The organism is Stenotrophomonas sp. YJH_SMC_122 (genome assembly GCF_059369535.1).
In genome coordinates, this window is the sequence record NZ_JCAFST010000004.1 from 164,391 (window position 1) to 185,587 (window position 21,197).

Consider the following 21,197-nt stretch of genomic DNA (forward strand, 5'->3'; position numbering starts at 1 on the left):
CGCTGCAAGTACGTCCATGTAAGCTCGGTCGCCGCATCCATGCGGCTCACGCCCCCGCAACCGGACCCACCCCGCCTTCGACAGATGTCCGCGATCTGCCGGAATGGCGCTTGGGGTCAGATCCGTTTTCCGCAGGAAAACGGATCTGACCCCGAATTGATTCGATGTCTGAAAGAGATTCATCCACGCATGGCGTGGATCTACCGACCGTCATCGGGACACTGTCGAGGGTGGGGCGGTGTGGCTGTGCAGGACCGTTGGCGCCATGGATGGCGCCATCGAGCCCCCAGGGATGGTTTACGGCGTGTCCTGCACAGCCACACCACCCCGCCAAGCTATCAGCAATCCAGAGCCGCTTTCGCTGTTGCTTCGGCTGTTGCATTTGCCTCTGCAGGTGCAGGGCGCAGCCCTGCCGAACCCCTTTACTTGACCTGCACGTCGATCACGCCGTCGCCGACGCGGGCCCGCAGGGCGTCACCGGGCTGTACCTGATCAACCTTCCGCACCAGGGTGCCATCATCGCTGCGGGTCAGGATGCTGTAGCCACGCGCCACGGTCGCCAGCGGGCTGACTGCTTCAAGTGAACGTGCCAGCCCGCGCAGTCGCAGTGCATCGCGCTCCAGCAGACGCTGCATCGCTGCCTGCGGTCGTCCGCGCAGGGCGGCCAGGCGGCGTTGCATCGTGTCGAGCTGGCGCTGTGGATGATGCCCGCGCAGGACCGCCGCTGCATGGCGAAGGCGCGCAGCACGGCGCTCCTGCTGCTGGTTGAACGCGGTATGCAGGCGCCGGCCCAGATCGAGCTGGCGTCGACGCAGCAGGTCCAGTCGTGCCTGCGGGCTCTGGGCGTTCAGGCGCAACAGGGCGCGGTCGGCGCGCTGCATCGCCTGCTGCATCGCATGCCGTTGCAGCTGCACCATGCGGGCGGCCGTGCGGCGCAGGCGCAGGGCCAGTTCGCGCTGGTCCGGTACCAGCAGCTCGGCCGCCACCGAGGGCGTTGGTGCACGCAGGTCGGCGGCGAAGTCGCTCAGGCTGAAGTCGGTTTCGTGGCCCACCGCCGAGACCACCGGCGTGCTGCTGGCGGCGATCGCCCGGGCCAGTGTTTCATCGTTGAAGGCCCACAGGTCTTCCAGCGAACCACCACCGCGCGTCAGCAGGATCACGTCGTAGCGGCCGCTGGCATCGGCGGCCTGCAGCAGTCGGGTGATCTGCGCGGCGGCACTGCTGCCCTGTACCAGGGTCGGCAGCAGGTCAACTTCCAGCAGCGGGAAGCGTCGGCCGAGCACGCTCAGCACGTCGCGCACGGCAGCGCCGGTGGGCGAGGTGATCACGGCCAGGCGTTGCACGTGCGCCGGCAGCGGCCGCTTGCGTGCCGGGTCGAACAGGCCTTCGGCCTCCAGCCGTGCCTTCAGTTCCTCGAAGGCGCGGCGCAGCGCGCCTTCGCCGGCTTCCTCCATGTGGTCCAGCACCATCTGGTACTCGCCACGGGCGTCGTACAGGGTCACCTTGCCGCGCACCAGCACGCGCATGCCTTCGCGCGGCACGAACTTCAGGTACTGCGCCTTCATCCGGAACATCGCCGCACGCAGCTGCGCACGCGCGTCCTTCAGGGTGAAATACAGATGCCCGGAGGCAGGACGCGCCACGCTGCCCAGTTCGGCCTCGACCCAGATCGCCGGGAAGCTGCCTTCCAGCAGGTCGCGGGCCAGGGTGTTGAGCTGGCTGGGGGTGAAAATGTCGTTGTTGCGTGGTTGCATGGAAACGGCGTGCTGCGGGCGGAACGGGGGCTTCAGGATCGCACGTCAGCGCGCCGTGTGCTGGCCCAGTGCCCACTGCACGTGTTCACGCACCAGCGGCGAGGGATCGTCGATGCGGGTCTGCAGGGCAGCCAGCGCTTCGGCCGAGGACGGGGCATTGCCCAGCGCCACGGCGATGTTGCGTAGCCAGCGCTCATGGCCGCTGCGCCTGATCGGGCTGCCTTCGGTGCGGCGCAGGAACTCGGCTTCGTCCCAGGCGAACAGCTGGTCCAGGCGCGCGGTATCGAGGTTGTTGCGCGCGCGGAAATCGGCTTCGTCGGTGCGCCTGGCGAACTTGTTCCAGGGGCAGACCAGCTGGCAGTCGTCGCAGCCATAGATGCGGTTGCCGATCAGCGGGCGCATCTGTTCGGGAATGGCGCCGTCGTGTTCGATGGTCAGGTAGGAAATGCAGCGCCGCGCGTCCAGCCGCTGCGGGCCGGTGATGGCCTGGGTCGGGCAGACATCGATGCAGCGCGTGCAGGTGCCGCAGTGCGCCGTGGCCGGCGTATCGATCGGCAACGGGATGTCGATGTAGATCTCGCCGATGAAGAACCAGGAACCGCCATGGCGGTCGATCAGGCAGGTGTGCTTGCCGATCCAGCCGAGCCCGGCGTTGCGGGCCAGTGCGCGCTCCAGGACGGGGGCGGAATCGACGAACACGCGGTAGCCCAGTGGCGCGACTTCGTCGTTGATCTGCGTCGCCAGCTTCTGCAGGCGGTTGCGCATCAGCTTGTGGTAGTCGCGGCCCAGCGCATAGCGCGCCACGTAGGCGCGGCCCGGGTCGGCCAGCGTCGCCCAGGCTTCGGTGTCATCCTTGTGGCTGTAGTCCATGCCCACCGAGATCACGCGCACAGTGCCGGGCAACAGCTCGGCCGGTCGTGCGCGCAGGGTGCCGTGGCGCGCCATCCAGTCCATCGTGCCGTACAGGCCCTGGCCCAGCCAGTCGGCCAGGTGCGCTTCATCCTCGCCCAGCTCGATGCCGGCGATGCCGCAGCGCTGGAAGCCATGCGCTCGGGCCAGTTCGCGGATGCGCTGCACGGCCTGGGCCGGATCGACAGGGGTGGGGGCAGGGAACATGTGCACCAGTATAAAATCCCTGCATGGCCAACCTTGCCGATCTGTTCGATTCCGCTGCCGCGCGTGCGCTGGATGCCCAGGCGTCCACCCTGGAGGGGGATGCTGGCTGGGGACTGATGGCGCAGGCGGGCCAGGCCGCCTGGCAGTGCCTGCTGCAGCATTGGCCGCAGGCGCAGCGCATCGGCGTGGTGGTCGGTGCGGGCAACAATGGCGGCGACGGCCTTGTGCTGGCTCGCCACGCGTTGCAGGCCGGGCGCGAGGTGAGGGTGATCGCCCTGCCGGGCAGGGCGCCATCGACCGCGCTGGCGCAGCGTGCAACATCGGAGTTCAGGTCCGACGGCGGCACCGTCACCGAGTTCGACGGCGCGCTGCCCGAGGCCGACATCTGGGTCGATGCCCTGTTCGGGCTGGGCTTCGATCGCGCGCCGGAGGGTGCGGCGCAGGCGCTGATCGTTGCGATCAATGCGCAGGCGGCACCTGTGCTGGCCCTGGATGTGCCCAGTGGCGTCGATGCCGACCGCGGTGCGGTACCCGGCGCGGCAGTACGCGCTGCGCTGACCCTGCAGTTCATCGTGGCCCATCGCGGGTTGTACACCGGCGACGCGCTGGATCATTGCGGGCACAAGGCCCTGGCACCCCTGCAGTTGCCCGCTGCCGCATGGCAAAGCGTGTCGCCTGCCGTGGAGTACTGGACGCAGACACGGTTGCCGGCCCTGTTGCCGCCGCGCCGCGCAAACACCCACAAGGGGGAATCCGGCCACGTGCTGTGCGTCGGCGGCAACCACGGCAGCGGCGGTGCCATCGCCATGGCAGCCGAGGCCGCCTTGCGCGCAGGGGCGGGGCTGTTGAGCCTGGGCACCCGCCGCGACCACGTCGGTCCACTGCTGGCTCGGCTGCCCGAGGCGATGACCCATGCACTGGAAGACGGCGATGTGCTGCCGGCGCTGCTGGACAAGGCGAAGGTGGTGGCGATCGGGCCCGGTCTGGGCCAGGACGAATGGGCACGCGCCTTGTTTGCGCGGGTGCTGGCCAGCGCCAAGCCATTGGTGGTCGATGCCGATGCGCTGAACCTGCTGGCGCAGGATCCGCGCGCGTTGCCCGATGCCATTCTCACACCGCACCCGGGCGAGGCCGCACGCCTGCTCGGCTGCAGCACGGCTGAAATCCAGGCCGACCGCTACACCTGTGCGCACATGCTGGCCGAGCGCTTCCACGCCGTGGTGGTGCTGAAGGGCGCTGGCAGCATCGTGGCGGCGCCTGGGCAAACGCCCCGGTTGATCGCTGCCGGTAACCCAGGGATGGCCGTGGGAGGCATGGGCGACCTGCTCACCGGCATCATCGCCAGCCTGCGCGCGCAGGGCCTTGCGGCCTTCGATGCCGCGGCCGCGGGCGCGCTGCTGCATGCGCTGGCGGGCGATGCGGCTGCCGCCGATGGCGCGCGCGGCCTGCTTCCTACTGATCTGCTGGCGCCGCTGCGGCGACTGGCCAACCCGGACCTCTCCCCATGACCGAATTCTTCCTTGCCGACAGCGACGCCACCGAACTGCTCGGGCAGTGGCTGGCGGCCACCCGGCCCCCGCAGGCGCTGATCGAACTGCGCGGCGACCTGGGCGCCGGCAAGTCGACCACGGCCCGCGCGCTGCTGCGCGCGCTGGGCGTGCAGGGGGCGATCCGCAGCCCCACCTACACCCTGGTCGAGCGCTATCCGCTGGCCAGTGGCGGTGAGGCGTGGCACCTGGACCTGTACCGCATCGGCCAGGCCGGTGAGCTGGATTTCCTCGGCCTGGACGAAGGCAGCGCGGTCCTGTGGCTGGTCGAATGGCCGGAACGGGGCGCCGGCGCGCTGCCGCCGACCGATCTGGTGGTAGCGCTGGAGATCGAAGGACAGGGGCGCCGTGTCCGTCTCACCGCGGCCAGCGACGCTGGACAGGAATGGCTGAAACGGCTGCCCCAAGGGGGCGACTTGCAGGCCATTTCTGTCGGCTGACGAGAACAAAGATCGGCAGGTTACGGATTATTAAGGAAAAAGGTGTTGCATTCCGTTCAGCGCGGTGATTGAATCCTGAGCCATGCGCCCGGGGAACCGTCTCATCGCCATCTGTGCCGCCGTCGGACTGGGTCTGGCGAGCGTCAGTGCGTGGGCGGGTGAAGTGCGCCAGGTCCTGTTGAACACCGGCGCGACTGGCACCCGTGCCGAGATCTCGCTGGTCGGCAGTGGCGGCTACAAGACCCTGTCGTTGGCCGGCCCGAACCGCCTGGTGGTCGATTTCCCCGACTCCAGCGCCGTCCGCAACCTGAAGATGCCGGCCGCGCAGGGCGTGGTGACGGCGGTGCGTACCGGACAGCCGGTCCCGGGCACTTTCCGTGTCGTGTTCGACCTTGCCGAATCGGTGGCGCCGTTCCGCCCGCAGATGCAGCGCGAGGGCAATGAATCCAAGCTGGTGATCGAATGGCCGGGTGATGGCCCTGCCGTGGCCACCAGCCGCCCGGCGACGCCACCGGCCGTGCAGCCGCAGGCGGCCGCTGTGGGGGGCTCAGTCGCGCCCACGCCGGCCGAGAACGCGCAGTCACGCACCGATGCTGCGCGGGCCACGGCCCTGTTGACCGCACAGGTGCAGCAACAGGCCAGCGCCAGCGCCGCCGCACCCGCCACGCCGACCCCCGCACCGACCAGCGCGCCGGCCCAGGTTGCTGCGGCGGGCGTCGCGGCCAGCAGCACGCCTTCATCCTCGCCGGCTGCAATCCTCGCCGGCCAGCGCACCGCTGCGGTGGTGACCACGCCGCCGGCAACGGCCCCCACACCGGCGCCGACGCCGGCCGAGCCGCCGCGTCCGGCCATGCCCAGCGATGCATCGCGCATCCGCATGCAGCCCGGCATGCGCCACCTCGTGGTGGCGATCGATCCCGGTCATGGTGGCCAGGACCCGGGTGCGATCGGCCCGACCGGCAAGCGCGAGAAGGATGTCACCCTGGCGGTGGCGCGTGAGCTGGCCCGCCAGGTCAATGCCACGCCGGGCCTCAAGGCCTACCTGACGCGCGACAGCGACGTGTTCATTCCGCTGCCGATGCGTGCGCAGAAGGCGCGTGCGAACAAGGCGGACATCTTCATTTCGATCCATGCCGATGCGGCTGAAAACCGTTCTGCCACGGGTTCGTCGGTGTACGTTCTGTCGACCAAGGGTGCCTCTTCGCAGCGCGCCCGCTGGCTGGCGGACAAGGAAAACGCGGCCGACCTGGTCGGTGGCGTGCGCCTGCAGCAGACTGAAGGCACCCTGGCCAACGTGCTGCTGGACCTGGCCCAGAGCGGCTACATGAAGGCGTCCGAAGATGCGGCCGGCCACGTGCTGGGCGGCCTGAAGCGGATCGGCAACAACCACAAGCCGAACATCGAGCGCGCCAACTTCGCGGTGCTGCGCACGTCGGACATGCCGGCGATGCTGGTGGAAACGGCGTTCATCTCCAATCCGGATGAAGAGCGCCGCCTGACGGACCCGGCTTACCAGCGCAAGGTCGCGGGCGCCGTGCTGGATGGGGTGCACACCTTCTTCAGCCGCCAACCGCCGCCGGGCACCTTGTATGCCGCCCGCGCGCAGGCCGAGATCGACGCCGCAGCCACCATGGCCGGCGGCAGCAAGTAACCCGCCGAAGGCGGGTTACTGCTTTCTGTAGAGTCGAGCCGCGCTCGACTGGGCCTTGTCGGTAGCCCGTCAGTCGAGCATGGCTCGACTCTACCCTCGGCCGCTCCGTTATCATCCCCGCATGACGTCTGCTACCCATCCGCGCCCGATCCGGCCGTTGCCGGAGATCCTGATCAACCAGATCGCCGCCGGCGAAGTGGTCGAACGACCCGCGTCGGTGGTCAAGGAGCTGGTCGAGAACGCGATCGACGCCGGCGCCAGCCGCGTTGATATCGATCTTGAAGAGGGCGGCGTGCGCCTGATCCGCATCCGCGACAACGGCAGTGGCATCGCGCCCGAGCAGTTGCCCCTGGCGGTGTCGCGCCATGCCACCAGCAAGATCGCCGATCTCGACGACCTCGAATCGGTGGCCACCCTTGGTTTCCGGGGAGAAGCGCTGCCGTCGATCGCATCGGTCAGCCGCTTCACCCTGTGCTCGCGCCGCGCGCACGACGAGCACGGTTCGGCACTGCAGATCGAAGGTGGCAAGATCGGCGAGGTGACCCCGCGCGCGCATGCGCCGGGCACCACGGTGGAAGTGCGCGAGCTCTTCTACAACGTCCCGGCGCGGCGCAAGTTCCTGCGCGCCGAGCGTACCGAACTCGGCCATATCGAAGAGTGGCTGCGTTCGCTGGCGCTGGCGCGACCGGATGTCGAGCTGCGCGTGTCGCACAACGGCAAGGCCTCGCGGCGCTACAAGCCGGGCGATCTGTATTCCGATGCGCGCCTTGCCGAAACGCTGGGCGAGGATTTCGCCAACCAGGCCGTGCGCGTGGACCACAGCGGCGCCGGCCTGCGCCTGCATGGCTGGATTGCGCAGCCGCATTATTCGCGCGCGAGCGCCGACCAGCAGTACCTGTACGTCAACGGTCGCTCAGTGCGTGACCGCAGCGTTGCCCACGCGGTGAAGATGGCCTACGGCGACGTGCTGTATCACGGCCGCCAGCCGGCCTATGTGCTGTTCCTTGAACTGGATCCGACCCGCGTCGACGTCAACGTGCATCCGGCCAAGCACGAGGTGCGCTTCCGCGATTCGCGGCTGGTCCACGATTTCGTCTATCGCACGTTGAAGGATGCGCTGGCCGATACCCGTGCCGGCATGTCGGCGCAGGAAATCGGTGCCGGCCCCGCACATCCGGTGGACGCCGCCGCCGTCCCGATGGCATCGAGCGCCGGCGCGTCGGGGTTCGGGCTGGTGCGTGGGGCTGCGCCCGGCTCGGGAGGTGGTGGTGGCGGATTTTCTGGCTGGCGTCCGCAGCAGCCGCTGGGCCTGCAGGTGGCCGATGCACCGGCGGCCTACGCCGCGTTGTATGCCACGCCGGCCGCTGCCGAACGCGCAGCGGCGTTGCCGCCGATGCCGAGCGAGAACGGGTTGCCGGTGACCAGTGCCGACGCAGGTGTACCGCCGCTGGGCTATGCGATCGCGCAGCTGCATGGCATCTACATCCTGGCCGAGAACGCTGAAGGCCTGATCGTGGTCGACATGCATGCGGCCCACGAACGCATCGGCTACGAGCGCCTGAAGAATGCGCACGATGGCATCGGCCTGCAGTCGCAGCCGTTGCTGGTGCCGATCACGCTGGCGGTGGGCGAGCGCGAGGCCGACACCGCCGAAAGCGAAGCCGACACACTGGCGGCACTCGGCTTCGAGGTGACCCGGGCCGGCCCCGGTTCGCTGCACGTGCGCAGCATTCCGGCACTGCTGGCGCATGCCGAACCGGAAGGACTGCTGCGCGACGTGCTGACCGACCTGCGCGAGCATGGCCAGAGCCGCCGCGTGGCCAGTGCACGCGACGAGCTGCTGTCGACCATGGCCTGCCATGGCGCGGTGCGTGCCAACCGGCGCCTGACCGTGCCGGAAATGAACGCGCTGCTGCGCGACATGGAAATCACCGAACGGTCCGGCCAGTGCAACCATGGCCGACCGACCTGGGCCCGTTTTTCGCTGGCGGAGATCGACCGCTGGTTCCTGCGCGGACGTTGAGGGGAGCATCGATGCGTTATCGGGGAATGGCGGGCCTGCTGGCCGCCGTGGTGTTGGCCGCCTGCAGCCCGGCGACACCGCCGGCGCCGACGGTTGCTGAAGATCCGGCCTACGCGGCCGCGCAGCAGCAGTGGCGGGTAGCGCGCTACCAGGACCTGACCCGGCCCGATGGCTGGACGGCCCTGGTCGGCCTGCACTGGCTGCAGAACAAATCGCACTTCGTCGGCAGCGGCGCGACCAACGGGATCCGCCTAGCGGTTGGACCGGACAAGCTGGGCCTGCTGCGTCGCGACGGGGCGCAGTGGTGGTTCACGCCTGAAGCCGGTGTCGATGTCAGCCACGACGGCCGGCCGGTGCGTGGTCGCATCCGCGTCGACACCGACAAGGACGCGCAGCCGACGCTGCTGGCCTTCGATGGCGGCAAGGGCCAGCTCAGCATCATCCGCCGGGGGCCACGGGACGCGCTGCGGGTCAAGCATGCCGATGCACCTGCGCGGCGTGATTTCGCCGGCCTGCAGTACTGGCCGGGCGGCGCGGACTGGCAGGTGCAGGCGCGCTTCATCGCGCATCCACCGGGCAAGACCTTGCCGATCGTCGACATCACTGGCCTGACCACCGAGATGCCCAATGCCGGTGCGGTGGAGTTCGAACGTGATGGCCGCAGCTGGCGCCTGGAGGCCATCGGTGCGCCCGGGCAGCCACTGTTCCTGATCTTTGCCGACCGCACCAGCGGCCGCGGCAGCTATCCGGCCGGGCGCTATCTGGATACCGATGCCCCCGCTGCAGACGGCACGGTGCGCATCGATTTCAACCATGCCTACAACCCACCGTGCGCGTTCACCGCCTATGCGACCTGCCCGCTGGCGCCGCCGGAAAACCGGTTGGACCTGCGCGTGGAAGCCGGCGAGAAGGCCTACCACCTGCCTGAAGGAGAAGGCTGACCATGCCGATCAAACACCTGTTCCGTACCGCGCTGTTGCTGGCGGCCTGCGCAGTGGCGCCACTGGCCACGGCCCGCGATGCCCAGGCCAGCCCTGCCGCGGCCGCAACCGCAACGGCAGCCAAGCCGCCGGTACCCCTGTTGTGGAAAGTCACCGGCCCAGGCGATGCACGCGTGTACCTGCTGGGATCGTTCCATCTGCTGAAGCCACAGGACTACCCGCTGTCGCCCGATGTCGAGCAGGCGTTCGAAGCCTCGCAGCGGGTGGTGTTCGAACTGTCGCCGGAAGACATGCAATCGCCCCAGCTGGCCAGCCGCATGGTGCAGGCTGCGACCCGCACCGATGGCAGCGAACTGAAGCGTGATCTGGATGCGGCCACCTGGCAGAAACTGCAGGCCTTTGCTGCCCAGAACCAGTTGCCGCTGGCGCAGATGCAGGGCATGAAGCCCTGGTTCGTCGGCCTGAGCATTTCGATCGGGCAGATGCAGAAGCTGGGCCTGGACCCGGCGCTGGGCCTGGACCGCCACTTCATGGAGCGCGCGCAGAAGACCGGCCGCAAGACCGCGGGACTGGAAGATATCGATACCCAGATCGGCATGCTGGACGGGATGACGGTGCAGGAACAGCGGCAGATGCTGGCCGAAGCACTGGACCAGGCCGGCAAGGCCGATGAGCAGGCGCGGCTGCTGCATGATGCATGGCGTCGCGGCGACGAGCGCCTGCTGTGGACCAAGATGGCGGCAGAGATGCGCCAGCAGTATCCGCAGCTGTACCAGCGCATCAACACCGGGCGCAACGATGCCTGGGTGCCGAAGCTGCAGCCGTACCTGCAGGCCGGGCAGGGCGGTACGCTGGTGGTGGTCGGCACGCTGCACCTGCTGGGCAGTGACGGCGTGGTCGAGAAGCTGAGGGCGAAGGGCTACAAGGTCGAGCGCGTGTGCACGGGGTGCAAGGCCAAACGCTGACGCACCGTTGGCGCGATTGCAAACAAGACGGCGCGCCAGGGGCGCGCCGTTTTCGTATCAGCCCTTGCTGCAGCTCAGCGGCGGGTCTTGCCGCTGGTGCCGGCACCGGTGCCGGGTTCGCCGGGCTTGTTGCCGGTTCCCGTTCCGGTGCCGCCCGGGCGCGGGCCACCGAAGCCGCTGCCCATGCTGCGCTGGAATTCCTGCCAAAGCTCCAGGTTGCGCTCGGTCAGCTGGTTCATCATCGCCCACGGGGTCTGGCCCAGCAGGTTGCCCATCTGCTGGCGGAACTGCTGCTGCTGGTCGAGGAAGACCTGCATGCTGCGCTCCAGGTAGTTGCCCATGAAGCCCTGCAGGGAATCGCCGTAGAAGCGGATCAGCTGGCTCAGCAGCTGGGTGGACAGCATCGGTTCGCCGTCCTGTTCCTGGTCGGCGATGATCTGCAGCAGGACCGAACGGGTGAGGTCGTCGCCGCTCTTGGCGTCGCGGACTTCGAAGTCTTCACCGTCCAGGATCAGCTGGCGCACGTCCTCGATGGTGATGTAGCTGGAGATCTCGGTGTCGTAGAGACGGCGGTTCGGATACTTCTTGATGATGCGGGTCGCAGCCATGAAGCGGTACTCGTCACAGTAGACGCGCAGCATGGCGCAGTGCAGCAGCGGTTGCAACCGCCCCAGGCCCCGCCAGGCTTGGCTTTCAGGAGCGATCATGTTGCGCAGCAAGGGTTTGCGTGCTGCGCAGCATGACCATCGGCAGGGGCCGTCAGCGCATGCCGCAGCGGCCCCTGCGCGACTTACCAGCCCATGTGGTGGCCGCCGTTGATGTCCAGGTTGCTGCCGGTGATCCATGAGGCTTCCTCGGCCACCAGGAAGGACACGCCATAGGCGATTTCCTCCGGCTTGCCGAGGCGCCCGGTGGGGATGTCGGCGATGATCTTGGCGCGCACGTCCTCCGGAACCGCCATCACCATGTCAGTGGCGACGTAGCCGGGCGAAATGGTGTTCACGGTGATGCCGAAGCCGGCGTTCTCGCGGGCCAGCGAAATGGTGAAGCCGTGCATGCCGGCCTTGGCCGCGGCGTAGTTGGCCTGGCCGTACTGGCCCTTCAGGCCGTTGATCGAGCTGATCTGGATCACCCGGCCCCAGCCGCGGCGGCGCATGCCTTCGATGACCGGGCGGGTGACGTTGAACACCGAATTGAGGTTGGTGTTGATCACATCGTGCCACTGGTCCGCGCGCATGCGGTGGAACGTCGTGTCGCGGGTGATGCCGGCGTTGTTGACCAGGATCTCCACCGGGCCCAGCTCGGCCTCGACCGCACGCACCAGCGCCTCGGCGCTGCCCGGATCGGAGACATCGCCCGGGAAGATCGACACGTTGTGGCCGCGCTCGGTCATCGCCTGCTGCCATGCGCGGGCCTTGTCCTCGTCGCGGTAATTGGTGGCGACCCGGTGGCCCTGGTCGGCCAGGCGTTGGCAGATGGCGGTACCGATGCCGCCGGTTCCGCCGGTGACCAGTGCGACGCGAGATGTCATGGAATGCTGTCCGGGAATCAGGTGGGGGAAGGGGGATTCTGCAACATCGGCGCGGAAAGTGCGCCGGCCGGCAACAGGATGTCGGTCCGCGGCATTCGAGCCGGGTCGAATGCCCGTTGCGCAGCGTGCAGCAGCGCATCCCGGTCATCGGCGCCGCCCAGTGCGGCAGGGGCCTGGCCCAGCAGCTGCCAGAGCGCGCGCAGTACCGGCACCGGCCGTGTACTGTCCACCGGCAGCGACGCCAGCGACTTGGACAGTTTGTGGCCGGGGGCGTCGAGCAGCAGCGGCAGGTGCCAGTAGCGCGGCACGGCCAGGCCCAGCGCCTGCTGCAGCAGGATCTGCCGCGCGGTGGAATCGAGCAGATCGGCGCCGCGCACCACTTCGGTCACCCTCTGCGCGGCGTCATCGACCACCACCGCCAGCTGGTAGGCCCAGCAGCCGTCGGCACGGCGCAGCACGAAGTCGCCGACTTCGGCATGCACGTCCTGCTGCTGCGGGCCACGCAGGCCATCGTCGAAGTGCACGACGCTGCCCGGTGGCACGCGAAAGCGGACGGCAGGGTCCGGTCGCGGTTGCCGCGCAACGCAGCGGTGATGGATGCCGCCGCTGGCAGCCAGTTCGCTGCGGCTGCAGTGGCAGATGAAGGCCTGGTCGCTGGCCAGCAACACATCCAGCGCGGCCTGGTAGGCCTCGCCTCGCGCGCTCTGCCACAGGACCGGGCCGTCGTGGACCAGGCCGAACGCAGCCAGTGCCTGCAGCTGTGACTGCGCGGCGCCGGGCACGGTACGCGGCGGGTCAACGTCTTCGATGCGCAGCCGCCACAGGCCGCCGTGGTGGCGGGCCAGCAGCCAGCTGCCGAAGGCGGCAAGCAGGGATCCGGGGTGGAGCAGGCCGGTCGGCGAGGGCGCGAAGCGGCCGCAGGGAACAATGGCGGTCATGCAGGCTGAATCGTCGGTCAGGTTGGCGCTTGAATTCAAGCTGAGCGCACCGCAAATTGACGGATATCGACCCCTTCCGAGCCGGATTTTCCCATGTTCACCCGTATTGCCCTGTTCCTGGCGACCAACCTCGCGGTCCTGATCCTGGCCGGCATCGTCATGTCGATCCTGGGCGTGGACGCGCGTTCGATGAGCGGCCTGCTGGTGATGGCCGGCATCTTCGGTTTCGGTGGCTCCTTCATCTCGCTGCTGCTGTCCAAGTGGATGGCCAAGCGCTCCACCGGTGCGGTGGTGATCACCGAGCCGCGCAACCAGACCGAGCGCTGGCTGCTGGCCACGGTCGAGCGCCAGGCCAAGGCCGCCGGCATCGGCATGCCGGAAGTGGCGGTCTATGACGGCCCGGAGATCAACGCCTTCGCCACCGGTGCCAACCGCAACAACGCGCTGGTGGCGGTGTCCACCGGCCTGCTGCACAACATGAGCGAAGACGAGGCTGAAGCGGTGCTGGGCCACGAGATCGCCCACGTCGCCAACGGTGACATGATCACCATGGCGCTGCTGCAGGGCGTGTTGAACACCTTCGTGATCGTGCTGGCCCGCGTGGTCGGCGGCATCATCGACAGCGCGCTGTCGGGCAACCGCGAAGGCGGCGGCCGTGGCTTCGCCTACTACATCATCGTGTTCGTGCTGGAGATGGTGTTCGGCCTGTTCGCCACGATGATCTCGATGTGGTTCTCGCGCCACCGCGAGTTCCGTGCCGATGCGGGGGGTGCCTCGCTGGCGGGCCGCCAGAAGATGATCGCCGCGCTGGAGCGCCTGCAGCTCAACCACGGCCAGAGCACGCTGCCGACCCAGATCGCCGCCTTCGGCATTTCCGGTTCGACGGCCAAGAAGCTGTTCATGAGCCACCCGCCGCTGGAAGAGCGCATCGCCGCGCTGCGGGCGTCGACGGTGGCGTAAGCCTCCGCGCTTCCACGGTAATGCAGGAACGCCTGGCCCCGCGCCGGGCGTTTTTGTATGCGCGCCGATGCATCGGTGGCGCCGGGTACGACCCGGCGAGAGTCATTTCCGCGACCGCGGAGGGGTGTCACTTTCTTTGCTCGTGCAAAGAAAGTAACCAAAGAAACACGCCGCCGGGGCGCGAGCCGATGCTGCGCATCGGTACCCTGTGCTCCTCGGCCCGCCGAGGGACGGTGCGGGAACTCGCTGCGCTCAGACACCCGCACCTCTTCGCCCTCGCCGGACCTGCGGTGCTCAGCTCGCTCAAGGCGGACCCAAGATCAAATGCCACAGCTGCACCCAGTAGACCCACGCCAGGCGTGGATGCTGTTGCCCTTGATCTTGACCTTCCAGTCCGCCTTGAGCGAGCCGAGCATCGCAGGGGAATCAGGGGCGAAGAGGCGCCGGTGTCTGAGCGCAGCGAGTTCGGCGCCGTCCCCTGATTCTCCGAGAAGCGCAGGGAACCGTCGCGTAGCGACGGCTCGCGGCTGGCGGGGCGTTTCTTTGGTTACTTTCTTTGCGCGCAAAGAAAGTGACACCCCTCCGCAGTCGCGGAAACGACTCTCCGTGCGCACAAACGAAAACGGCACCTTCGCAGGTGCCGTCCCCCTGAACCGCTTTACGCGAAACCTCAGAACTTCGCGTCGAACTCGGCGGCGTAGCCGGTGTTCACCAGCACCTTCTGCAGCGACTCGGCCACCTTCAGGTTGCCGGCCACGATCTGGTGGGTCTCCGGGCCACGGTTGTCCATGCGGCCCAGGGTCGCGCCCTTGAAGTCACAGACCTTGCCGCCCGCCTCGCGGACCAGCAGCAGGCCGGCAGCGATGTCCCACGCCTTCACGCCGGCTTCGAAGTAGGCATCGGCACGGCCGCAGGCCACGTAGGCCAGGTCCAGTGCCGCCGAACCGGTGCGGCGGATGTCCTCACCGTGCACCAGCAGGGCGTCGACCGCCTTCAGCTGGGCGCTGGCGCGGCTGCGCTCGCGCGGGGCGAAACCGGTGTGGATCATCGTGCCTTCCAGATCCTTGCGGTCGGCCACGCGGATGCGGCGGTCGTTCAGCACGGCGCCGGCACCACGGCTGGCGGTGAACAGTTCATTGCGCAGCGGGTCGAAGATGACCGCGTCGGTCGGCTCGCCGTTCTCGACCAGCGCGATCGACACGCAGTAGTGCGGCACGCCACGCAGGTAGTTGCTGGTGCCGTCCAGCGGGTCGATGACCCACATCTGGCGGCGCTCGCCCTGCACGCCACCTTCTTCACCGAAGATGCCGTAGTCCGGGTAAGCGCGCTTGAGTTCCTTGACGATGACCTTTTCCGCGTCCGCATCCACTTCACTGGCGTAGTCCATCCGGCCCTTCTGCACCACGTTCAGTGCCTCGAGCTTGTTGATGTTGCGCAACAGGACGTTGCCGGCGAGGCGGGCGGCCTTGACCATGACGGTGACGGCGGGTTTCTGCATGGCGTGGGCTCCCGGAAAGGCAGAAGAGATGGACTGGCGGGGGAAAAGAGCGGGTCCGGCGCAGTGGCCGGCCGCACAGTTTACCATTGGTCATCGTCCAGCTCGACCTTTTCCCTGTTCATGTCCCAGTTTCCCGCCGCCACCCGTCTCCGATTCGTCCTGGTCGGTACCCAGCACCCCGGCAACATGGGGGCCGCCGCCCGTGCCCTGAAGACCATGGGCCTGGCCCGCCTGGTGCTGGTCGCTCCCGAAAAGCCTCTGGACGAGGAGGCCTTCCGCCGCTCGGCCGGGGCCGAAGATGTGCTGGGGGACGCCCCGGTGGTCGCCACCCTGGCCGAGGCCGTGGCCGATTGCCGCCTGGTGCTGGGCTGCACCGCGCGTGCCCGCCGCGTCCAGCTGGAGGAGTACCTGCCGGCCGATGCCGCCGCTCGTGCGGTGGCCAAGGCGGGCGAGGGCGCCGAGGTGGCGCTGGTGTTCGGCCGTGAGCGCACTGGCCTGACCAACGAAGAACTGCAGCTCTGCCATGCAGCGGTGCACATCCCGTCCGATCCGGCGTTCAGCTCGCTCAATCTGGCTGCCGCCGTGCAGGTGCTGGCCTATGAAACACGCATGCAGCTGCTGGGCGCGCAGCCGGCCGTGGACGCCGAGCCCGGTTTCCGCGAACAGGCAGCAAGCCATGAGCAGATGGAGAGCTTTTTCGCCCAGCTTGGCGACACCCTGGACGAGATCGATTTCCACAAGGGCCGCGCGCCGGAATCGGCGATGCGCAAGCTGCGCCGGCTGTTCCTGCGCAGCGAGCCCAGCGAGCAGGAAGTACGCCTGTTGCGTGGCATCCTCGCCGACACCCAGCGGATGGCGCGGCTGGCACAGGCGGGCAACAAGAACAGCTGACGACGTTCTCATTTTTTCGGGTAGTCTGTCCGGATACCCAGGGGGGGATGAAGCCTGTGTCGGGTCTGCGGAGGGCAGTGCAGAGGGGACTGCTGAGCCTGGTCATGATCCTGCTGGCCGGGACGGTGCATGCAGCACCGGACCGGGTGCTGGTGCTGGGCCGGATCAGCGATGATCCCAAGGCCCATTACGAGCAGCTGCAACCGTTGCTGGACTATGTAGTGGCACGCATGCACGACGTCGGCATCAAGGAAGGGCGGATCCTGATGGCACGCGACCCGCAGCAGATGGCCAGCTATCTGCGGCGGGGGCGGGTCGACTGGGTCACGGAAACGTCGGGTACGGCGGTGGCACTGGGCCAGCGCAGTGGCGCGCGGCCGCTGCTGCTGACCGAGCGCAATGGCGTGCGTGAGTACCAGACCGTGTTCTTCGTGCGTCGCGACAGTCCGATCCAGCGGATCCAGGACCTGCGCGGGCATCGCCTGGCGCTGCAGAACACGGCGTCCACCAGTGCCTACCTGGTGCCGGTGATGACGCTGCTGCAGGAGGGGCTGGCGCCGCAGATCCTGGCCGGTGTGTGGGACGTGCCGGGCCGGGACAGCGTGGGGTACGTGTTCGCGCGTAGCGAGTTGAACATCGCCACGTTCGTGCACAAGGGCATGGTCGAAGTGGGGGCGGTGAGCAGCGTGGACTGGAATGACGAGCGACGGATGCCGACAGCATTCCGGCGCGACTTCCGCGAACTGCTGCGCACCGAACCCTACCCACGGGCGGTGGAAATGGTTCGCGCCGACCTTGACCCGCGGGTACGTGACCGGCTGCAGGACGTCCTGCTGCAGGCGGCCAGCGACCCGCAGGCACAGGGGGCGCTGCATCGGTTTTTCGGCACTTCCGGTTTCCACCGCGTCGATGCGCATGCGCAGCAGCGGCTGGATGAATTGAAACAAGGATTGACGCGCGTGCGGATGGAAGTGGAATGAAGTGGCTCGGCTCGGGAATGCAGGCCCGGTTCCTGCTCGCGATGGGCGGGGCGATGGTCGTGGTGGTGGCGATCCTGGCGGTGTTGCTGGGGCGGCAGGCGGCGATGCAGGGCGAGGTGCGCAACCTCAGTGGTGGCGTCATCCATGAACTGTTCGACCGCAGCGTGCGCAGCCGCGGCGAAGCGATGGCGCGCGAGCTGTCCGACGCGCTGGCCAACCCGCTGTACTACCGCGACCTGGACCAGGTCGGTGCGCTGGTGCGCAGCACCGCACGGCAACCGGTCGTGCGCTATGTGCTGGTGTTCGACGAACGCGGCCGGCTGGTGCATGACGGCTCGATCGAGGTGTCCGGCTTCGGCCAGCCGATGACCGACCCGCTGGCCCCCAAGGCCGCGGTGGCGCAGGCGCTGGTGGTGCAGGAATCGCCCAAGGTGCTCGACAACACCATGCCGATCATGGTCGGCAACCAGCGCATCGGCGGGGTCCGCGTCGGCATGGCGCTGGACGAGGTGCAGCAGCGCGAACAGGCCGCCAATGCCACGCTCGGCGAGCGCCTGCAGCAGGTCGGCAGCCGCCACCTGGGCTGGCTGCTGCTGATGCTGGGCCTGTTGGTGGTGATCGGCGTGGTGGTGATCCTGTACGTGCAGCGCACCCTGGTTGCGCCGATCCGGGACCTGGCCGCTGCGGCGCGCCGCATCGAGGCCGGCGACTACCAGGCGCCGCTGGCCGAGAACACCCGCGACGACGAGGTTGGCGAGCTGGTGCGCGGCTTCGCCCGCATGCGCGATGCCATCGCCCGGCATGACCGCGAGGTGCGGCGCATGGCCTATACCGATGCGCTGACCGGGCTGACCAACCGGCTGGCATTCCGGGAAGCACTGGACCATCGCCTGATGGCCGCGCGCGCATCCAATCATCGGCTGGGCCTGCTGTTTGCCGATATCGACGATTTCAAGCGCGTCAACGACACCCTGGGCCATGAGGCCGGTGACGAAGCGCTGTTGCAGTTCGCGCAGCGCATCGGCAGTGCAGTTACCGAGGCCGGTGGCGATGAAGCTCTGCTGGCCCGCTTCGGCGGCGACGAGTTCGTGATCCTGGTCGGTGATGGCGACGTGGCGGCCAACGCACGGCTGCTGGCCGAAGTGCTGGTGCGCGAGCTGGGCAAGCCGCTGGTGGTGCAGGGCCGGGAACTGTTCCTGGGTACTTCGATCGGCGTGACCCTGTTCCCGGACGATGCCGCTGATGCGACAACGCTGCTGAAGAACGGCGACATCGCCATGTACCAGGCCAAGATGGCCGGCAAGAACTGTTACCGCTATTACAGCCGTGCGATGGACCACGCGGTCGAGCGCCGGGTGCACATGGAGCAGGAGCTGCGCGGGGCCTGGGAGCGCGGCGAGCTGCGCCTGGCCTACCAGCCGATCTTCCGCATGCGCGACCGGCGCATGGTCGGCGTGGAAGTGCTGCTGCGCTGGCAGCATCCGACCCTGGGCACGATTCCGCCGTCGGTGTTCATCGAAGTGGCCGAGCAGAGCGGGCTGATCGAGCTCATCGGCCCGAAGGTGCTGCGTGCGGCCTGCATGGAAGCGTCACAGTGGCCACGCGGGGCGGGCGGCGATGATCTGTTCGTGTCGGTGAATGTGTCGCCGCGGCAGCTGCGCGGCGGTGAACTGCCGGCATTGGTCGCGCAGTGCCTGCATGAGTCCGGGCTTCCGGCGTCGCGCCTGCATCTGGAGCTGACCGAAACTGCGGTGATCGGTGACGAGATGGTCGCCGCGCAGCTGCTGGACAAGCTGCACCGCACCGGTGTGAAGGTCTGGCTGGACGATTTCGGCACCGGCTTCTCCGGGCTCAGTCACCTGCGCCAGGTTCCCGTTGATGGCGTGAAGATCGACAAGAGCTTCGTGGCCGACATGCAGCGCGATCCCGACGACCTGGCCCTGACCACGGCGATCATCGCCATGGCCCACGCACTGGGCATCACGGTGGTGGCCGAGGGCATCGAGCAGCAGGCGCAGTTCGAACTGCTGGTGCAGCGCGGCTGCGATCTTGGCCAGGGCTACTGGCTGAGCCACCCGGTGACCGCCACCGAAGTGGTGCGGATGATCGAATCGGGCCTCTGACCCACACAAAAAGGGGACGGAGGGAATTAAGTCGCCTATGCATTTGCGACTTAATCCCCTCCGTCCCCTTTTTGTTACAGCGGGCGCTTGCTCGGGTCGCCGGGCAGTTCGCGCACCAGCTTCGGAATCAGATAGCCGGACAGGCGTGCGGTCAGGCCGGCAATCAGCGCCTTGGCCTGGGCATCGTCCACTTCGAAGTGGGCCACGCCTTCGACCCGGTCCAGCTGGTGCAGGTAGTAGGGCAGCACGCCGGCGGCGAAGCTGCGCTCGCTCAGGTCCTGCAGGGCCTGCACGCTGTCGTTGACCCCGCGCAGCAGTACCGCCTGGTTCAGCAGCTGGGCGCCGACGCCGCGCAGGCGGGCCATCGCCGCGTCCACGCTGGCGTCGAATTCATTGGCGTGATTGGCGTGGACCACGACCGCCAGCGGCCATGGCAGGCTGCCCAGCCAGCACGCCAGTTCATCGTCCACGCGTTCCGGCAGCACGACCGGCAGCCGGGTATGGATGCGCAGGCGGCGGATATGCGGAATCGCGCGCAGGGCGTCGGTCAGCTCGACCAGCTTGTGCGTGGCCAGTGACAACGGGTCACCGCCGGACAGGATCACCTCGTCGATGTCCGGGTCGGCCGCGATGGCGGCTACGGCCTCCTGCCAGCCGCCCTTGGCAGCGTTTTCCGCGCCATAGTCGAAGTGGCGGCGGAAGCAGTAGCGGCAGTTGACCGCGCAGCTGCCGGTGGCGACCAGCAGGGCACGGCCACGATACTTCTGGATCACCCCGGTAGCCTTCTTGGCGGCACCATCGCCCACCGCGTCGAAGCTGAACCCGGGCGCCGGACGCATTTCCTCGTCGATCGGCAGCACCTGGCGCAGCAGCGGGTCGGCCGCATCGCCCACGCGCATGCGGGCTACGAAGCCCTCGGGCACGCGCAATGCGAACTGGGCCATGGCCGCCTCCGAGACACCCAGCGCCGCCGGGTCCAACTGCAGCCGGGCCAGCAGGGCGCGCGGGTCGCGCAGCGCCTGGCGCCAGAGCTGCTGCCAGCGCGCGGGCGCGCCTGGCGACTGGGGCCGGGGGAAGGCGGAAAGCTGCATGGAGAGGGGGCCTGCGGTTATCATGGGGGCAGAAAAACAGTCGCCCACCGGCATCCGGTGGGCTTTCCATTCTAACGGCTCGCCGCACCCGCGGCGTTTCTGCCACTCAGGAGTTTACGCATGGCCAGCTACGGCATGAACGACGTCAAGAACGGGATGAAGATCCTGGTCAACAACCAACCGGCCGTCATCATCGACACCGAATACGTCAAGCCGGGCAAGGGCCAGGCCTTCACCCGCGTTAAGTACCGCCTGATCAAGGACGGGCGTACCCAGGAAGTCACCATGAAGTCGACCGACTCGCTGGATGCAGCCGACGTCGTCGATACCGACATGAACTTCATGTACAGCGACGGCGAGTACTGGCACTTCATGGATCCGGAGTCCTTCGAGCAGGTCCAGGCCACCAAGGCTGGCATGGGCGGCGCCGAGAAGTGGCTGAAGGGCGAAGAGTCCTGCGTGGTCACCCTGTGGAATGGCGAGCCGATCTTCGTTCAGCCGCCGAACTTCGTCGAACTGAAGATCACCGAAACCGATCCGGGCGTCCGTGGCGACACCTCGGGTGGCGGCGGCAAGCCGGCGACCCTGGAAACCGGCGCCGTGGTCCGCGTGCCGCTGTTCGTCAATCAGGACGAAGTGATCCGCGTCGACACCCGTTCGGGCGAATACTCCGCACGCGTCAAATAAGGTTGCGGCCGCAGGCCGACCTTACTGTAGAGCCGAGCCATGCTCGGATACGCGCCAGCGC

Annotated in this window: 18 protein-coding genes; 11 read left to right on the forward strand and 7 right to left on the reverse strand. The window is 68.1% G+C overall.

The genetic code is table 11. The annotated features are described in order from the left end of the window. Positions 1-422: 422 nt before the first annotated feature. Entirely contained in the window at positions 423-1,754 is a 1,332-nt protein-coding gene (gene xseA, locus AC5P66_RS07735) for an exodeoxyribonuclease VII large subunit (protein WP_049415847.1), read from the reverse strand. 45 nt (positions 1,755-1,799) lie between these two features. Then, positions 1,800-2,870, reverse strand: a complete 1,071-nt coding sequence (gene queG / locus AC5P66_RS07740) for a tRNA epoxyqueuosine(34) reductase QueG (protein ID WP_049415844.1) — start codon at positions 2,868-2,870, stop codon at positions 1,800-1,802. A gap of 23 nt (positions 2,871-2,893) precedes the next feature. Between queG and AC5P66_RS07745 the strand changes: the two genes are divergently transcribed. The 6 genes from AC5P66_RS07745 (at position 2,894) to AC5P66_RS07770 (ending at position 10,437) form a co-directional block, all read left to right on the forward strand. Further along, positions 2,894-4,378, forward strand: a complete 1,485-nt coding sequence (locus tag AC5P66_RS07745) for an NAD(P)H-hydrate dehydratase (RefSeq protein ID WP_495216170.1) — start codon at positions 2,894-2,896, stop codon at positions 4,376-4,378. Beyond that, positions 4,375-4,857, forward strand: coding sequence for a tRNA (adenosine(37)-N6)-threonylcarbamoyltransferase complex ATPase subunit type 1 TsaE (gene tsaE / locus AC5P66_RS07750; protein WP_049415841.1), 483 nt, complete (start codon positions 4,375-4,377; stop codon positions 4,855-4,857). The genes AC5P66_RS07745 and tsaE overlap by 4 nt, the downstream gene beginning before the upstream one ends. 82 nt (positions 4,858-4,939) lie before the next feature. Continuing rightward, complete coding sequence (locus AC5P66_RS07755; protein WP_049440792.1) at positions 4,940-6,508, forward strand: N-acetylmuramoyl-L-alanine amidase; 1,569 nt, start codon at positions 4,940-4,942, stop codon at positions 6,506-6,508. A 121-nt stretch (positions 6,509-6,629) separates the two neighbouring features. Next, entirely contained in the window at positions 6,630-8,531 is a 1,902-nt protein-coding gene (gene mutL, locus AC5P66_RS07760) for a DNA mismatch repair endonuclease MutL (RefSeq protein WP_049415837.1), read from the forward strand. 11 nt (positions 8,532-8,542) lie between these two features. Beyond that, the gene (locus AC5P66_RS07765) at positions 8,543-9,472 is read left to right on the forward strand and encodes a DUF1684 domain-containing protein (RefSeq protein WP_111097196.1); all 930 of its coding nucleotides are present in this window, start codon (positions 8,543-8,545) and stop codon (positions 9,470-9,472) included. 2 nt (positions 9,473-9,474) lie between these two features. Continuing rightward, the gene (locus AC5P66_RS07770; RefSeq protein WP_049415833.1) at positions 9,475-10,437 is read left to right on the forward strand and encodes a TraB/GumN family protein; all 963 of its coding nucleotides are present in this window, start codon (positions 9,475-9,477) and stop codon (positions 10,435-10,437) included. Positions 10,438-10,511: 74 nt separating this feature from the next. Here AC5P66_RS07770 and phaR read toward each other — a convergent pair whose 3' ends face one another. The 3 genes from phaR to gluQRS form a co-directional block, all read right to left on the reverse strand. After that, positions 10,512-11,045 (reverse strand): polyhydroxyalkanoate synthesis repressor PhaR, encoded by a 534-nt coding sequence (gene phaR / locus AC5P66_RS07775; protein ID WP_049415851.1) that lies wholly within the window; start codon positions 11,043-11,045, stop codon positions 10,512-10,514. Positions 11,046-11,227: 182 nt separating this feature from the next. Next, positions 11,228-11,968, reverse strand: a complete 741-nt coding sequence (gene phbB, locus AC5P66_RS07780; protein ID WP_049415831.1) for an acetoacetyl-CoA reductase — start codon at positions 11,966-11,968, stop codon at positions 11,228-11,230. A gap of 17 nt (positions 11,969-11,985) precedes the next feature. Beyond that, the gene (gluQRS, locus tag AC5P66_RS07785; protein ID WP_111097195.1) at positions 11,986-12,906 is read right to left on the reverse strand and encodes a tRNA glutamyl-Q(34) synthetase GluQRS; all 921 of its coding nucleotides are present in this window, start codon (positions 12,904-12,906) and stop codon (positions 11,986-11,988) included. Between the two features lie 93 nt (positions 12,907-12,999). Here gluQRS and htpX point away from each other — a divergent pair, with 93 nt between their 5' ends. Beyond that, positions 13,000-13,866, forward strand: a complete 867-nt coding sequence (gene htpX / locus AC5P66_RS07790) for a protease HtpX (protein WP_049415827.1) — start codon at positions 13,000-13,002, stop codon at positions 13,864-13,866. Between the two features lie 670 nt (positions 13,867-14,536). On the opposite strand, the gene AC5P66_RS07795 is transcribed toward htpX, so the two are convergent. Next, complete coding sequence (locus AC5P66_RS07795) at positions 14,537-15,364, reverse strand: inositol monophosphatase family protein (protein WP_005417749.1); 828 nt, start codon at positions 15,362-15,364, stop codon at positions 14,537-14,539. A 120-nt stretch (positions 15,365-15,484) separates the two neighbouring features. On the opposite strand from AC5P66_RS07795, the gene AC5P66_RS07800 reads away from it, so the two are divergent. From AC5P66_RS07800 to AC5P66_RS07810, 3 genes are all read left to right on the forward strand, one after another. Beyond that, positions 15,485-16,255 carry an RNA methyltransferase gene (locus AC5P66_RS07800; RefSeq protein ID WP_049412676.1) on the forward strand — a complete coding sequence of 257 codons (771 nt, stop codon included), beginning with the start codon at positions 15,485-15,487 and terminating at the stop codon, positions 16,253-16,255. 104 nt (positions 16,256-16,359) lie between these two features. Beyond that, positions 16,360-17,235 (forward strand): phosphate/phosphite/phosphonate ABC transporter substrate-binding protein, encoded by an 876-nt coding sequence (locus tag AC5P66_RS07805; RefSeq protein ID WP_238378501.1) that lies wholly within the window; start codon positions 16,360-16,362, stop codon positions 17,233-17,235. Further along, complete coding sequence (locus AC5P66_RS07810) at positions 17,232-19,358, forward strand: putative bifunctional diguanylate cyclase/phosphodiesterase (RefSeq protein ID WP_005417742.1); 2,127 nt, start codon at positions 17,232-17,234, stop codon at positions 19,356-19,358. Before AC5P66_RS07805 ends, AC5P66_RS07810 begins: the two co-directional genes overlap by 4 nt. 74 nt (positions 19,359-19,432) lie before the next feature. Here the strand turns inward: AC5P66_RS07810 and epmB are convergent, their stop codons facing one another. Next, positions 19,433-20,473 carry an EF-P beta-lysylation protein EpmB gene (epmB, locus tag AC5P66_RS07815; RefSeq protein ID WP_111097194.1) on the reverse strand — a complete coding sequence of 347 codons (1,041 nt, stop codon included), beginning with the start codon at positions 20,471-20,473 and terminating at the stop codon, positions 19,433-19,435. 96 nt (positions 20,474-20,569) lie between these two features. On the opposite strand from epmB, the gene efp reads away from it, so the two are divergent. Beyond that, complete coding sequence (efp, locus tag AC5P66_RS07820) at positions 20,570-21,136, forward strand: elongation factor P (protein ID WP_005410381.1); 567 nt, start codon at positions 20,570-20,572, stop codon at positions 21,134-21,136. Positions 21,137-21,197 lie beyond the last annotated feature (61 nt).